14 protein-coding genes and 1 riboswitch are annotated in these 15,340 nt (G+C 42.6%); of the genes, 1 reads left to right on the top strand and 13 read right to left on the bottom strand.

The genetic code is table 11. The features are described from left to right. Window positions 1-14: 14 nt before the first annotated feature. The 12 genes from ACSVDJ_RS03595 to ACSVDJ_RS03540 form a co-directional block, all read right to left on the bottom strand. On the bottom strand, window positions 15-1,985 hold the full coding sequence (locus ACSVDJ_RS03595; protein ID WP_439170110.1) for a TRAP transporter permease: 1,971 nt from the start codon (window positions 1,983-1,985) through the stop codon (window positions 15-17). Further along, window positions 1,978-2,484, bottom strand: coding sequence for a DUF1850 domain-containing protein (locus tag ACSVDJ_RS03590; RefSeq protein WP_439170109.1), 507 nt, complete (start codon window positions 2,482-2,484; stop codon window positions 1,978-1,980). Before ACSVDJ_RS03590 ends, ACSVDJ_RS03595 begins: the two co-directional genes overlap by 8 nt. 69 nt (window positions 2,485-2,553) lie before the next feature. Further along, complete coding sequence (locus tag ACSVDJ_RS03585) at window positions 2,554-3,543, bottom strand: TAXI family TRAP transporter solute-binding subunit (RefSeq protein WP_439170108.1); 990 nt, start codon at window positions 3,541-3,543, stop codon at window positions 2,554-2,556. A 314-nt stretch (window positions 3,544-3,857) separates the two neighbouring features. Continuing rightward, window positions 3,858-4,907: an S-methyl-5-thioribose-1-phosphate isomerase gene (mtnA, locus tag ACSVDJ_RS03580; protein ID WP_439170107.1), complete on the bottom strand. Its 1,050-nt coding sequence runs from the start codon at window positions 4,905-4,907 to the stop codon at window positions 3,858-3,860. Continuing rightward, a complete protein-coding gene (gene mtnK / locus ACSVDJ_RS03575) occupies window positions 4,876-6,135 on the bottom strand; it encodes an S-methyl-5-thioribose kinase (protein ID WP_439170106.1) in 1,260 nt (419 codons plus the stop codon). Before mtnK ends, mtnA begins: the two co-directional genes overlap by 32 nt. Before the next feature lie 15 nt (window positions 6,136-6,150). Next, window positions 6,151-7,155, bottom strand: coding sequence for an ABC transporter permease (locus ACSVDJ_RS03570; protein WP_439170105.1), 1,005 nt, complete (start codon window positions 7,153-7,155; stop codon window positions 6,151-6,153). After that, the gene (locus ACSVDJ_RS03565) at window positions 7,156-8,637 is read right to left on the bottom strand and encodes a sugar ABC transporter ATP-binding protein (RefSeq protein WP_439170104.1); all 1,482 of its coding nucleotides are present in this window, start codon (window positions 8,635-8,637) and stop codon (window positions 7,156-7,158) included. It lies immediately after the preceding gene. Then, window positions 8,634-9,743, bottom strand: coding sequence for a sugar ABC transporter substrate-binding protein (locus ACSVDJ_RS03560; RefSeq protein WP_439170103.1), 1,110 nt, complete (start codon window positions 9,741-9,743; stop codon window positions 8,634-8,636). The genes ACSVDJ_RS03565 and ACSVDJ_RS03560 overlap by 4 nt, the downstream gene beginning before the upstream one ends. Window positions 9,744-9,802: 59 nt before the next feature. Further along, entirely contained in the window at window positions 9,803-10,315 is a 513-nt protein-coding gene (gene mtnD / locus ACSVDJ_RS03555; RefSeq protein WP_439170102.1) for an acireductone dioxygenase, read from the bottom strand. A 40-nt stretch (window positions 10,316-10,355) separates the two neighbouring features. Beyond that, window positions 10,356-10,979 (bottom strand): methylthioribulose 1-phosphate dehydratase, encoded by a 624-nt coding sequence (locus ACSVDJ_RS03550; protein WP_439170101.1) that lies wholly within the window; start codon window positions 10,977-10,979, stop codon window positions 10,356-10,358. Further along, window positions 10,976-11,665 carry a 2-hydroxy-3-keto-5-methylthiopentenyl-1-phosphate phosphatase gene (locus tag ACSVDJ_RS03545; RefSeq protein WP_439170253.1) on the bottom strand — a complete coding sequence of 230 codons (690 nt, stop codon included), beginning with the start codon at window positions 11,663-11,665 and terminating at the stop codon, window positions 10,976-10,978. The genes ACSVDJ_RS03550 and ACSVDJ_RS03545 overlap by 4 nt, the downstream gene beginning before the upstream one ends. Continuing rightward, window positions 11,641-12,861 (bottom strand): 2,3-diketo-5-methylthiopentyl-1-phosphate enolase, encoded by a 1,221-nt coding sequence (locus ACSVDJ_RS03540; protein ID WP_439170100.1) that lies wholly within the window; start codon window positions 12,859-12,861, stop codon window positions 11,641-11,643. The genes ACSVDJ_RS03545 and ACSVDJ_RS03540 overlap by 25 nt, the downstream gene beginning before the upstream one ends. 87 nt (window positions 12,862-12,948) lie before the next feature. Continuing rightward, window positions 12,949-13,052, bottom strand: a riboswitch (SAM riboswitch). 165 nt (window positions 13,053-13,217) lie between these two features. Here ACSVDJ_RS03540 and ACSVDJ_RS03535 point away from each other — a divergent pair. Further along, window positions 13,218-13,703 (top strand): PaaI family thioesterase, encoded by a 486-nt coding sequence (locus tag ACSVDJ_RS03535; RefSeq protein WP_439170099.1) that lies wholly within the window; start codon window positions 13,218-13,220, stop codon window positions 13,701-13,703. A gap of 70 nt (window positions 13,704-13,773) precedes the next feature. Here the strand turns inward: ACSVDJ_RS03535 and ACSVDJ_RS03530 are convergent, their stop codons facing one another. Further along, window positions 13,774-15,228 carry a putative bifunctional diguanylate cyclase/phosphodiesterase gene (locus ACSVDJ_RS03530; protein ID WP_439170098.1) on the bottom strand — a complete coding sequence of 485 codons (1,455 nt, stop codon included), beginning with the start codon at window positions 15,226-15,228 and terminating at the stop codon, window positions 13,774-13,776. Window positions 15,229-15,340: the final 112 nt, after the last annotated feature.

Raw genomic sequence — 15,340 nt, 5'->3', positions numbered from 1 at the left:
AGGCACCTATTTAACTACACACTAATCATTCCTGTTGGTTTGTTCTCATCACGCTTCCAAAACCATTGAACTGCTAGTAAAGCCACAAATAAAATCAGCCCTGTCACATCAGATATTCTTTCAGGATAGATAAGCAATAGTCCTGCACCAATAGATAGGATTCGCTCCCCCCATTGCAATTTCCGCATCCAAAAGCCAACCATGCCAGCTCCAATGGCAATCATTCCAGATAAAGCAGTAAAAATAACCCAGACGAGCTGTCCTGGTGTTGTATCAATCATTAATAACTGTGGGGACAAGACAAACACATATGGAATAATAAAGGCCGCAATCGCCAGTTTAGCCGATTGAATCCCTGTTCGGATCGGTTCTCCCCCTGATACTCCGGCAGCAGCAAAGGCAGCTAAAGCAACCGGTGGAGTAATATCAGCAATGATACCAAAATAAAACACGAATAAGTGAGCAGATAAATCAGGTACACCTAGCAAAATGATCGCCGGTGCCGCAATTGTTGATGTAATGACATAATTCGCAGTCGTTGGTGAACCCATCCCTAGAATAATCGAGGCAATCATCGTTAAAAACAGCGTAGGTAGCAACAAGCCCCCCGCTAAATCTAATAGCCCATTCGCTAACTTTAAGCCTAAACCTGTTTTCGTTACGATCCCAACAATGATCCCTGCTGCGGCTGTTGCTGCGGCTACACCTAAAGCCGTTCGCGCTCCATCCACTAAAGCAAAAATAATATCCTTCCATCTCATCTTTGCCGCTCGATTAATGAAACCAACAATAATTGAAATAAGGATTGAGTACAGCGCAGCGTACGTGACAGTCATGCCTGACATTAACAATACAATCACCGCAATGATCGGAAGCAATAAATACAACTGTTTAAAAATTTCCTTCCGATTCGGCATTTGCTCTTTCGTTAATCCTTTTAATCCGATCCGCTTCGCCTCGAAATGTGTCATAATCCAAATCCCAGTAAAATATAATACAGCCGGAATCGCCGCTGCCTTCGCTATATCCCAATACGTTAAGCCGCCACCGATAAATTCAACCATTAAAAAGGCCGCAGCCCCCATAATCGGCGGCATTAATTGTCCACCCGTTGAAGCAGCCGCTTCGACCGCTCCGGCGAATTCTTTTTTATAGCCGAGCTTTTTCATCATCGGAATCGTAAAGGAACCAGATGTCACCACATTAGCTACAGAGCTACCGCTAATCGTTCCTTGCAAAGCACTAGAGAAAATCGCTACCTTAGCCGGTCCCCCCGTACTTCTTCCAGCGATCGCCACCGCCAAATCATTAAAGTACTGCCCGACACCTGTTTTCACAAGGAAGGCTCCAAATAAAAGGAATAAAAAGATAAACGTTGATGAAACGGCTAACGGCGTTCCTAAAATCCCTTCCGTCGTAAAAAACATCGTCTGAATTAATCTCTCTGCACTCAAACCACGATGCGACAGAAAATCTGGCATATAAGGTCCGAAATAGCCGTACGCTAAAAACAAGACCGCAATGATTGTAATCGGCAAACCGACCGCTCGACGCGTCGCTTCTAACACGAGCACAACAGCTAACAGCCCCGCATAAAAATCCATTTGCGTTAAAATACCAGCCCGCATCACGATCTCATCCATGTTCGCTGGCCAATACGCTCCGACATACACACTCAAAATAGCTAATACAATATCGTACCAAGCCACTTGAAACTTCCCTATGTTCCGCTTTTTTCGATTTGCTGGATATAATAGAAAAATTAATGCAAGAGCAAAACCTAAGTGAACAGAACGTTGAATTTGTGCGGTGAACACACCAAAGATGGCGGTGTAAAGCTGGAACAATGAAAAGGCCAATAATCCAAAAAAGACAATATATCCAATCATACCGGTCAGCTTCCTCGTCCCTGCTTCCGGATCATACTTCTCAAGCAATTCCTGTTGTTTCTCTTGAGATAACGCTTCAAACGACTCCTTACTCATCGATCTTCACTCCTTTCAGCTGCTGCCAAAGACTGAGTCGTTTCGGCTGTATTCGCACCCATGTTCCCGGAGATACATAATCAGCTAGACGATACACCTGTTTTTCATAATGAAGTCGATGCTCCGCCTTCACTTGACCAATTCGCACATCAATAAAAGGAAAGGTGCGGTTCATATTTGTGATAAAATACTTTCCATCTTTCTTTAGAAATATTTCTTCCCCTTCTGCATTGGAAGGCATGCCAATCGCAAAATTTTCATACTGTAATTCCGTCTGAACCATTTGCTCATTTTTCAAGTCATACGTTTCTATCACATCCGTTAGATGAATAGAATGCGTGTATTGAATTTGAAAGGTGCTTGATGTTTGAACTGGTAAGTAAGCAAGCAATTGGTTCGTGTTTTCAAAAGAGAAGGTGATCACTTGCCGGTAAGGAAAAAAGAGGAGAAAATTACTAACTAGAAGAAGAAAAAAGAACAAAAGAATTTTACGAATCATCGGTTCTCCTCTCTTTGATGGCAAAGATGATAGACTGAAAGCATTCAGCCTATCATCTTCGTTTTCACTTTATTTAGCTACTCCTTTTTCTGTGAAGTATTTCTCAGCACCAGGATGTAGCTTTAAATCTCCTAAACCTTCTAGTGCAGTGTCCGCTTTAATTAATTCTCCTTTAGCATGCGTGATTTTATCGGTATGATCGAAAATAGCTTTCGTAATGTTATACACGCTATCTTCATCTAATGTGTCACCGACAACAAGCATTGCCTTCACCGCAACAGTTGGTACATCCTCAGCTATTTTATACGTGCCTTTTGGAACGGTATCTTCCGCGTAATATGGATATTTCTTAATTAATTCCTGGGCTTTATCTTTTTCAATAGGGATGATTTTAACCTCTTTTTGAGCAGACAGCGCCTCAACAGCTCCTGTTGGTGTACCTGCTGTAATAAAGGCCGCATCAATGTTACCACTTTGGATTCCATCTGTTGATTCATCGAAGGATAGATCCTGCTTTTTAATATCGTCAAAAGACAAATCATAGGCTTCTAAAATTTGCTGAGCATTTGGAGCAGTTCCTGACCCAGGTGCCCCGACAGAAACGGTTTTTCCTTTTAAATCACTGACCGATTCAATCCCGCTGTCTTTTGTCGTCACAATTTGGATCGTTTCTGGATAAAGCGTCCCGATCGCCTGAAAGTTCTCAATCTTTGCTCCTTCAAACATTTCTTGTCCATTCACAGCATAAGAAGCAATGTCTGTTTGCGTAAAGGCAATATCGACATCCCCATTTTTAATCGCTGTTAAGTTCTCCGCAGATGCACCTGACGATTGGGCATTCGCTTCAATTCCGGTATTGTCAGAAATAATATTGGCCATTGAACCGCCAAGTGGGTAATAAGTGCCCCCTGTGCCACCGGTTGCAATACTAATGTTCTTGCTGCTACCTTCTTTCTCCGCTTCTCCACCTGTTTCTTTTTCCTCACTATTACACGCAGACACGACTAACATAAAAGCTAACACCATGACAAAAAGCAAACGGTTACGCCACTTTTGCAACACCAATTCCCCCTTCTCTCCATATTTACACATAAATTACAACATTATCATAACATAAAGAGGTGTTATTTTGTCAAATTATTCTCAATATTTAAACTATATAACAAGTCATTAAAATGAAAAAGCCGCCTACATAATAGACGACTTTTACTATTCATATAAAGTGAAACTTCAATCAGTGGGGGTTTTCTTCATCCCCTACTGATTGTTAGTTGAACCAATCGGGCTTTTACGGGCTGTTGATCCCCCCACCTACACGCCTGCGCTTCTTCTACCATGTTGAGGTAGGGGTCTTACAGCCCGTTAATGCGGGATCAATTATTCGACAAAATTTGAGACGTGGCAAGCTCCTCACGAATAATTCCCTTTTCCGTAATAATAGCCGTAATCAAACGATGATCCGTAATATCAAAGGCAGGATTATATGTTTTCACATTCGCTGGTGCCATTGGCTGTTCGTACCATTGGCTCGTAATTTCTTCGGCTTTTCTTACTTCAATTGGGATATCCGCGCCGGTTGCACAGTTTAAATCGATCGTCGAAGTCGGGGCGCACACATAAAATGGAATCTGATAATGTTTCGCTAAAATCGCTAAGCCCGATGTACCAATTTTATTAGCGGTATCTCCATTAGCTGCCACTCGATCACAGCCGACGAGTATCGCTTGCACCTTCCCTTCTTGCATCACGATCGACGCCATATTATCACAAATTAACGTGACATCAACGCCAGCTTCCTGCAGCTCCCACGCCGTCAAACGGGCTCCTTGTAAAAGCGGTCTCGTTTCATCGGCATAGACACTAAAATGATACCCACGCTCCTGCCCCAAATAAATCGGGGCTAAAGCTGTTCCATATTTGGCAGTGGCAATCGTGCCTGCATTACAATGAGTGAGCAGCCCCCATCCAGGCTCTAATAAGGATAAAGCGTGCTCTCCAATCGCCAAGCATACTTTCTCATCTTCCGCTCGAATCGCTTCTGCTTCTTCCTTTAACCCTTGTTTCATCGCAAACACCGATTGATGTGCTTCTGCATACAACCGTTTCTCCATCCGCTCAAGCGCCCAAAATAAATTGACCGCCGTTGGTCGGGAAGAAGCTAAATATTGCTTAACCTTGGCAAATTCTTCAGCTAGCTCAGCAAAAGAAGCCGCTTCCGATTTCTTCACTCCTAAATAAGCACCATAAGCGGCAGCAATTCCAATGGCTGGCGCTCCCCGCACTTTCAAATGATAGATCGCATCCCAAATCTCTTCTACAGTGGCTAGTCGCAAAAACACCTTTTCATTCGGTAAAAGCGTTTGATCTAGCAAAACTAAACAACTATGTTCATTATCGAGCCGCACGGACTGAATCGCTTCCATACCCCTCTACTCCCTTCACACTATGTTGCACAATCTGAACAAAATCGTCTCCTGTTCGAATCGTTGAACGTTCTAAAATAAACGTTTTCCCAGCTGTTAGACAAATTTTTTCTGCTGTTACGCGATGCTTAACATTCGTAATCGATGTCAAGTCCTTCACATGAGCGATACCAATCACTCGACGACAAAGCTCCAGTCCGACGACAGCGACCGTGTCTTCAAGAATGGAATCAAGATACGATTCTTTAAATCCAGGAAAAGTAGCGGTTTGTTCCGTTGCTTTTTCATCCCAAAGCTGAAGAAATTTCTCTGAAAAAAGCTGAATCACTTCGCTAATCGTCTCTTCTAAATATCGTAAATAATCTTCTCGTATCTCACTTTCTTCTACTGTATAGTTGGCATGAACATAAGCGAAAATCAAATTCGCTACTACGTTGCCGATATCATAGCCAGCTGGCCCATAAAACGCAAACTCTGGATCAATGATTTTCGTTGAATCCTCTTTCACAAAAATCGAGCCTGTATGCAAATCTCCATGCAGCAATGATTGAGATTTCGTCATAAAATCAAATTTTAGCTTCGCTGTTTCTAATCGTAGCCGTTTATCCTTCCAAATCTCTTTCCGAACAAATTCCTTTGTCCCTTCAAATACATCATTTTGCTCACAATCATAAAACGGCTCTGTATAGACTAAATCTTCTGTTATTTCACATAACTCAGGGTTCGTAAATTGCTGAACAAGTGCCTTTTTCTTTTTATGCTCTAACACGACATCCGATGTTAACAGCAAAGTCCGCGCTAGAAATGTCGTAATATGATCCGCAAACAAAGGAAACTTCCGCCCTTTTAACAACGCCGAGCGCAAAATTTCATGATCAGACAAATCATCCATCACGCAGCAATTCATCACGGGATCGTATGAATAAACCTTTGGCACCAAGCCTGATGCCAGCTCCTCCTGTAATGTCAAAATCTCACTTTCAATACGATTACGATCAGGTGAGAGTTTAAAGACGTCCGAAATGCGCGCCACTGGCCCTGCCTGCTTAATAATGATCGACTGCCCACTTTTTTGATCGACAACTCGAAAGACGTAATTTAAATTGCCGTCCCCAATTTCCTGACACGTTAACTCCGCATCCTCGGAAAAAATATTCAGCTTACTTTGTGCATAGTGCACCGCATCTTCTTCACTCATTGTAAAATAAGCAGACGTAAAATCTTTCACCTACATCCCCTCCCCTTATCGCTTTTTATAATAAGTAAGTCCTAAAGCAAATACTAAAACCGCTCCTTTTACAATATCCATCGCATAGTAAGGAACAGAAATCATCACTAAGCCATTTTGCAAAATCCCAATAAGCACCGCACCAATCAAGGTACCAATGGCATTCGGTTTCCCTGCTCCAAAGACGGCAAAACCGATAAACGTAGCAGCGACCGCATCCATTAAATAAGGAGCTCCCGCATTAATTTCCGCCGTCATGACCCGGGCTGATAACACCATTCCACCGATCGCTGCACATATAGCCGACAATAAGTAAGCCATCATTTTATATTTATTCACAGCGATCCCAGACAGTCGTGCTGCTTCCTGATTGCCACCGATCATATACATGAAACGCCCATGCTTCGTATACGTTAAAAACAGATGAACAAGCAGGACAACAACAAACATAACAATAATAATCCAAGGGACTTGTCCCATTTTTTCAAAGATGGAACTGATCGTTCCTGTCGCAAACGTTCCATCTGGCATCACCATATTTTGCGTAACGGTTGCTCCCTTCGTATACGTCAAGGCCACTCCTTGAATAATAAACATCATCGCTAGTGTCGCAAGCATATCTGGAATTTTAAATTTAATAATGAATAATGAATTAAGTGCGCCAATGACTAGTGCAGCCGCAAGAACAGCGAGAATGGCGATCACAATATTTTGCGAATACCAGACAAACATTGAAATGGCGACTGCATTTGCTAAAGAAGCCGTTGAGCCAACAGACAAATCAAAGCCGTTGATCGCTAAAGAAATCGTCACGCCGATCGCAATGATCGTCACAATCGAGATCGACCGTAAAATATTGATCAAATTGTCCGCTTCAATGAATGCAGGGTTGGCCCATGTAAACATCGCGATCAAAAGTCCAATCGTGACGACCGTTCCATATTTATATAGCCAGTCAAACAGCTGAAACGACGATTTCACTGGCTGATTCTCCACTAAGATGGTTCGTTCTGTAGCCATCTATTTTCCTCCTGTTGAATAAAATAAAATCTCCGCCTCATTCGTCGCAGCGGTGTCTAATTCTTTCACCACTTCTCCGTCATAAACGACGTACACTCGATCCGTCATGCCGAGAACATCGTCTAATTCACTGGAGGCATAAATAATCCCTTTATCTTCGTTAGCGAGCCGAGCGATCAGATCAAAAATTTCTCTTTTCGCTCCCACATCGACTCCCTTCGTCGGCTCATCAAACATATACACCTCGGCCTCTCCCATTAGCCACTTGCCAATCACCACTTTTTGCTGATTGCCTCCTGATAAATGCTCGACTTTCGCTTCAGCCGATGGCGTCACAATGTTTAGCTGTTCGATCATATGTTCAGCGGCTCTTTTTTCTGCCCGACGATCCATCCAGCCGAATAAACGAGAAAAGCGATTGACGTTCGCTACGCTAAGATTGGTTGCCACGGATTCACCCGTGACGATTCCCTCTTTTCTTCGTTCTTCTGGCACGAGCACGAGCCCATGACGAACCGCCTTTGTAGGAGAAGAGATATTCACCTTTTTGCCGTGTAGCTTAATGACACCAGTTGTTTGCGGGGACGCCCCGAACAACGCCTGACAAATTTCTGTTTTTCCTGCACCGACTAAGCCTGAAATTCCGACAATTTCACCTTTACTTACGTGTATACTCAGATTTTTAACGACACGTCCATCTGATAATCCACTAACCTGTAGGATGGGTTCACCAATTTTCGCACGCGACTTCGGGTATTGTTCTGCTAGCTTTTTCCCCAGCATTTGTTCAATGACTTCATTGGCTGACGTGTCCTCCACACGCTTTGTCATCACCCATGAGCCATTTCTCATCACCGTAATGTCTTCACAGATCTCAAATAACTCTGGCAAGCGATGGGAAATAAAAATAATAGCTACCCCTTGCTGCTTTAACAAGCGGATTAGCTGAAACAATTCTTCCGTTTCTGCATGACTTAAAGGCGCGGTCGGTTCATCTAAAATTAAACAGCGACACTCATCAGAAATCGCTTTAGCAATGAGCACCATTTGCTTTTCAGCGAGCGTTAATTGATCGATGCGCTTCTCTGTCGGAATAAAAACTTGTAAGCTTGCTAATATGTCAGCTGCTTGTTTATGAATCGTTTTCCAATTGATCCATAATTTTTGCCCGATTCGCTCCTGCATAATGTTTTCAGCCACCGTTAAATAAGGAATAAGAGCTGCGTCCACTTCCTGATAGACCATTTGAATCCCGTGCTGCTTCGCCTCTTTCGGCGAGCGAATATTAACCTTTGCTCCTTCAATGAAAATCTCGCCACGATAATGATCATAAGCACCCGAGAGTACTTTCATCAGCGTAGATTTCCCCGCTCCATTCGCTCCAATTAGCGCATGAGCTTTTCCTTTGTCTATCGTTACGTCCACATCTTTCAAAGCCGCCACACCAGGAAAATCAATGGAGATATTGTTTAACTCAATCATTTTTTATAATGTTCCTTCAATGTCTTCATCCACTCTTCTTCAAACTCTGTCGATTCTCCCCAACCGGATACAACGGTTGATAAGCTTTCCATGTTAATGGGTGTTTTTGATGAAGAGAGTTCTTTTTGCGAAATTAAGTTCGCATCTAATGCATATTGTTGCGGCGTTTCTTCTCCCGCTAACTTCTTCGCTAAAATTCTCATATCAATTTTGCCGATTAGTGCGGGATCAACAGCCGCTGTATACGTCCAAGGGCTTCCTTTTTCCTGCATCACTTGTAAGTCGGCATTGGAGACATCAATTCCGTAAATCTTTACTTCATTACGACCTGCTTCTTTCAATGCACGAGTAGCTCCGATCGCAAAAGCATCCCATGTCGCATAAATCGCATCAAGCTCTCCCTTTGGATACTTCTTCAGCATCGCTTGTACGGCATTTTGCGTTTGCACCGATATATCAGCTGCGGCTACACCAAAACGTTCCACTTCTTTAATGCCTTCGTTTTCTTTTAGCTTTTGTTCGTAAACGGCATTGCGGCGCACCATCGGCGGGAAGCCATCGACCCAAAGGTAAGCGATGTTGGCTTTTCCGTTCGTATCTTTAATTAATTGGTCTAAACTTAACGTGGCTAATGCTTTGTCATCTTGAGAAGTTAAAGTGACACCTTCCACCTCTTTTAACTCTTCAATCGAGTCAAATGTGATGACACTCTTCCCCTTTTCCGTCAGTTTCTTCACCGCATCGACGGTCGCGGCATCATCTCCATGAGAAAGAACGACTCCATCATAATCCTGATTCGCTGCTTGAGCGATCGCATCATGAAATTTCGCCGTATCCCCATTAGCAGTAAATACATCGACCGTAAATCCGAGCGCTTCGCCTTCCTGCTTCGCGCCAGCTAAAAATTGGGCGGTATGATCATCACCGCCAATTTTGCGAATCACTTTCACTTTGACGTCCTCTCCATTAGCAAAACGCTCCGGGACATTTTCAATTTTTTCATTTTTCTTCTCTGACGAAGCACCTTGCTCACCCGTTGAACACCCTGTTAACAACAAGGTCAACGCTACACTCGAAACAGCTAACTTTTTAACCCACTTTTTCATAAAATATCCTCCAATCCAAACCATATATTATTCGACAAATTCCGGGGAGTGACAGGCACCTAATAAACCGGGACCCAGCCTTCTTCTGTGACGAAGATACGGACGGCGACTACTTGACGGTCGTCAGCGAGTGTGAAGTAGTGGCGGACTCCTTCTGGTACGGAGATGAGGTCGCCTGGGTTGAGATGGACTTCAAAAAATTGGCCGTTTTTCGCTTGAATCACGAAGACGCCATGACCGCTCGCAATAAAACGCACTTCGTCATCGGTATGATGATGCTCACGCTGAAAATTTTTCAATAAATCTTCCAGGTTAGGCGTATGTTCAGCAAGCGAGATGACATCCCATGCTTGATAGCCTCGTCTCGCTGAAATATCTTGAATTTCCGCTTCAAATGCTTGTAAAATCGCTTGCTTTTCTTCTTCATTCAGCACGAATTTCCCTTGTAATCCAGCCGGTAATTTCGCAATATCCCATTGCTCATAAATCACATCCTGCTGTTGCAAAAAAGCAACTACTTCCTCTTGATTGTCAATCACTTCATTCGTTTCTTGAATTTTAATCGTTGTCATTTTGACTCCTCCTATTTTCAATATTGACAATTTTCAAAAATCAATAAAGGCTCGCTTTCGCTTGAATAAGCGCCAGTTGGTATTGAAATAAAAATTCACAGGCTTCAAGTACTTTTTTCGCTTCCAAGCTATCTTTACCCCAGACGGTAATGCCGTGGTTTCGAATTAACACCGCTCCCTTTTCTTCATTGACAAAAGGAACCATCGCGGCCGCTAAAGTCGGTATATCCGCATAGTTAGGGATAATGGGAATCGGCCATTCCGCCTCCTCTTCCCAGCGGCCAAATGCTTTGATCAGCTCTTGACCTTGAAACACTATTTTCCCCTGATCGCCATACAGTTCAGAAATCACATTATTCGCTACTGTATGCACATGCAAGCTGCAGCCAGCCTTCGTTCGGCGGTAAATTTCACAGTGTAAAAGTGTTTCCGCTGACGGCTTCAAATTCGTCTCTCCGACGGGATTCCCTTCTCCATCGACAAGTAAGAAATCTTCACTCGTTTTTTTGCGCTTATCTTTGCCGCTAGCGGTGACGAGAAATTGGATGGGGTCGTCTTGAACCTTAATGGCTAAATTCCCGCTCGTTCCCATAAACCAGTCACGAGCGGCCAATTCCTCTTTAATTTCGCTTAGCTCATAAGTGCGGGCCACGAATACACTCATTTTTTCCCCACTCCTTGCAAATTTTCTAACACTTCAATACAGTCATAGAACGTTTCAAACGATTGAAACGGGATCGAAAGCGCCGTACATTTTTCCGATAAATAGTCTCTCGCAATGACCGTATCAGCCACTTTAGCCGCTTGCAAGTCGGTGACTGAATCGCCGATGACAATTGTATGTACGTCAGCATTGGCTAGTTGGCGAATAATCGTTGGCTTGCAGCAGCCGCAATTTTGATTCGGACACTGATCATCACACCGATGAGGCCATTGAATCTGAATCACCTCTCCTCTAAAATCTGCTTCATTGCAATATACGCCGGCAATCGAATCAAAAGACTCTAACATCGGCTTGACGAAAAAATCAATGCCACCACTGACGATATAAAGTGGGATGCCTTGTTGTTTGGCATAGCGAACGAAATCAGCAAACCCCTCTCTAATTTCCGCCGTCTCCAACACAAAGTCGATAATGTCTTGCTGTAAAGAAGAAGGCAATAACACAAACATTTGGCCGACTCCTTCTTGAATACTTATCTTCTGAGCTAGAATCTCATTCTTCAATCTCTCACATTCAGGAGGAGCAAAACGTGCCATAATGCTCGCAATATTATCTTTTTTCGTTACCGTTCCATCAAAGTCACAAAAAATAATTGGCTGTTTCAAGATGTTGTACCATCCTTCCATCCCCATAATCGAATCGCTTCTTGTAATTCAACGCTAGCTGTCGCTTCAGGTAACGGAATCCCTGCTTGCACCGCTTCCACCGCTTGCCGAAATGCTCGGCCGCCACCTTTCGCACCTAACGGATGTCCGTGTACTCCTCCACCGGCATTAATGACGCAGTCTTTGCCAAAATCATTGAATAGAAGTGGCGCAATCCCCGGATGAATACCTGCTGATGGGACTGGGAACGTCGGTTTTAAAGCAGACTCCTGTGTTAACGCTTCTTTCACTTTTAGGACTTTCTCTTTTGCTAGCGCCACGCTTCCATAAGGCGATGGGAACAAAGAAAAATCCGCTCCAGCAAGTCTTGTTAATGTACCTAACAACAAAGAGTAAGAAAGTCCGTACTTTTCTGAAGCAGCGATCGCACCGCTAAAGGCTGGGTGAGCCATAATCGGCAAAGCGATGTCATCATCCTCACGCAAGCTTTGTAGCACATCTAAGCCGTAAGTGAAAACGTTAAATAACAGAATGTCCGCTCCTAACTCTTTCGCTCGCCTTGCTTTCTCCCTTAATTCAAACGTGCGTCCAGTTAAATTGACCGCATACAATGTGTGATGTCCTGTTTCCTCGTATACTTGATTGAGAACTTGTTTTCCTTCTGTCACTCTTTTTTCAAATGGAGTCAGCTCATTGTCAAAAAGAATTTCATCATCTTTCACAAGATCGACGCCGCCCAGTGCCTGTTCTCGCAATTGGTCGAGCAAGTAATCCATATCCCGACCGATCACACCTTTAAAGATGCTCATAATTAATGGGCGATCGTAAATTTTCAATTGTTCACGAATACCGCTAATGCCAAAGCGCGGACCCGGAAAATCAACTAACAGCTCATTGTCTAACTTCAAGTCAATTAATTTCACTTGGCCGTCTAATGATAATTTTCCAAAGGTTGTTGTTAATACTGCAGGAATATCGGTTGAAAAATTCGCTCGTGGAAAATCAATATGAATTTTCGCTATTGTTTTTCCGGAAGTGTCCTCTCCGATTTCCTTGATCTCTCTAACCTGGCCCTTATGTTTTTTTAGTTGCTCCTGTTCAAGCAGTGGCAACTCCGTCCAAGAACCAACTGTTAATCCGAGCGCGATGCCTTCTGCTTTTTTCGATAAACTCGCTTGATCCGCAATGATTTGATAAACAGCTGTGACTCCACTCATCTTTTTTCACCTCACATTTTTTCAATCCCGTATGTGTATGCAATAAAAAAACCTCTTCAAATAAGAAGAGGTTTCCGAAAAAACAACTTCTTATCTGTCAACATATCTGTTGTGAGAATTAGCACCGTGCTCATAACGAGTCGGTTGCCGGGCTTCATCGGGCTCATCCCTCCGCCTGCTCTTGATAAGAACCATTTATTAAATTTGTATATCTCATAGATTAACTAGGATTATGCCACGCTCTTAACAAACTGTCAACAAAATTTTAAAAAAACTGAAAAATCCCCCTTCGACAAAGTTCGGGGAGTGACAGGCACTTGTATATGGTATAATATTCTGAAAAAGGAGGGAGAAATGTGATTGAACAAGTGGTTAAGTCGATTCAAGATGATTATCCAGATGATTTTGCTTGGTGTTATGGTTGTGGTCGTTTAAATAAAGAGGGGCATCATTTTCGAACAGGCTGGGATGGCGAACGAACGAAAACGGTTTATACACCTCGGCCTGAACATACGGCAATTCCAGGGTTTGTCTACGGTGGATTAGTCGCCTCATTAATTGATTGTCATGGAACCGGATCAGCTGCTTTAGCTTTACATCGAAAAAATGGACATGAAGTTGGAGATAGCACTCCTCCTCCACGTTTTGTGACGGCTTCACTTAATGTCAATTTCTTAAAGCCGACACCACAAGACGTACCGTTAGTTGCGGTCGGATCAGTGACCGAAATTCATCCGAAGAAATGGAAAGTCGAAACAGAAGTATTTGCCGGTGATATTGTTTGTGCGCAAGGAGAAGTAATAGCTGTTGTGATGCCAAGTACTTTTGCCAAAAAAGACTGAGCATTCGCTCAACACTAAAAAAGACGAAAGCTATCTTTCACAGGTGGCTTCCGTCTTTTTTTAAGTTCTTTTATTCGACAAAAACCGGGGAGTGACAGGCACTCTCAAGAGGAGCTGGCTTGCCGAAATAATACCCTTGGAAGTAGTCGCATTCAAGATCTTTTAGGCATGCCACTTGTTCAGCGGTTTCCACACCTTCTGCAATGACGTGAAAGCCTAATTCATGAGCGACTTGAATGGTTGCAGCGACAATCGCTCGACTTTTGGAGGAATTCGTTATGTCTTGAATAAAGCTTCTATCAATTTTCACCGATGTAATCGGTAGATTTTTCAAATATTGAAGACTAGAATATCCTGTTCCATAATCGTCAAGCTCCACTTCCATCCCGGCGTCTTTAAACTGCTTAATGAGAGAAATGACAATATCCGGATCTTTAATTGCTACACTTTCCGTAATTTCAAGCTTAATGAAAGAAGGGTCAATCTGATATTTTTTACATAGACTTTGAATGTTCGTAAATAAATGATCATCAAAAAATTGCTTCATAGACAAATTGAAGCCAATCTTCACTGGCTTTTGTAGAGATTGCTGTAGCTTTGGCAAATCTCGCAAAACTATATCGAATAATAAATAACCTAGCGGAATAATCAATCCCGTTTCTTCTGCTATTGGAATAAATTCACCAGGGGAAACAAACCCCAGTGTTTCAGGATTCCAACGTACGAGAGCTTCAAAGGTTGCTCCATGAGTAGGGTAATGAGTAACTCCTATACTGAGCGTCATATAATAAAAGGACTGTTTATACGTGATCGGCTCTTCAAATACTTGATAAATACTTTCAATGATCTCTTCTACTTCACCATAAGCAGGATCGAGAAGTACGGCAAATTCATCCCCATGTATTCGAGTGATCACCTCGTTATCATTCGAAATGGTTTCTCGCAACCGTTCACCGACAATTTGAAGAATTTCATTTGATTGATGTACACCTAGACTTTCATTGATCCGTTTAAAATCATCAATATTAATATACAAAAGGTAAAATTCTTCACCTATATGCATTCGCTTCTTTACCACTTGCTCAAAGTAATTAGCATTGTGCAAACCCGTCACCGGATCTTCAAGCGTCTTTTTCAATAACGTTTCTTCAAGGTTCTTTTTCTCGGTAATATCATTTCGAATCGCAACAAACTGATACAGCTCTCCTTCTGTGTCTCGAAAAGGAACAATCGTCGTATCTACCCAATAATACGATCCATCCTTCGCCCGATTTCGAACTTCTCCACTCCATATGTCTCCATTACAAATGGTGCGCCACATAGCTTCAAAAAATAAATCATCATGATAATTAGAATTAACAATGCGATGCGTTTTACCTAATAGCTCAAGAGATTCATATTTTGAAATTTCACAGAATTTATCATTAACGAATGTAATTACGCCATTTCGATCAGTGATGGCGATAATAGATTTCTGATTCAATGCATGTAGAATATCAAATACTTCTTTATATGTATGCTGCAATTGTGTACCTCCTCCATCAATAGGAGTAGTTTTGTTTGATCAAAATCCCCCAATCTATTATACCACGATAAAATACCTAAAAACACGAATCCCCAGACAAATAATATAAGTG

The organism is Bacillus sp. Hm123 (assembly GCF_051842975.2).
Lineage (GTDB): Bacteria > Bacillota > Bacilli > Bacillales > Domibacillaceae > Bacillus_CE.
Note: the sequence above shows the minus strand (reverse complement) of the source record. Positions and strands in the feature narration are given on the sequence as shown.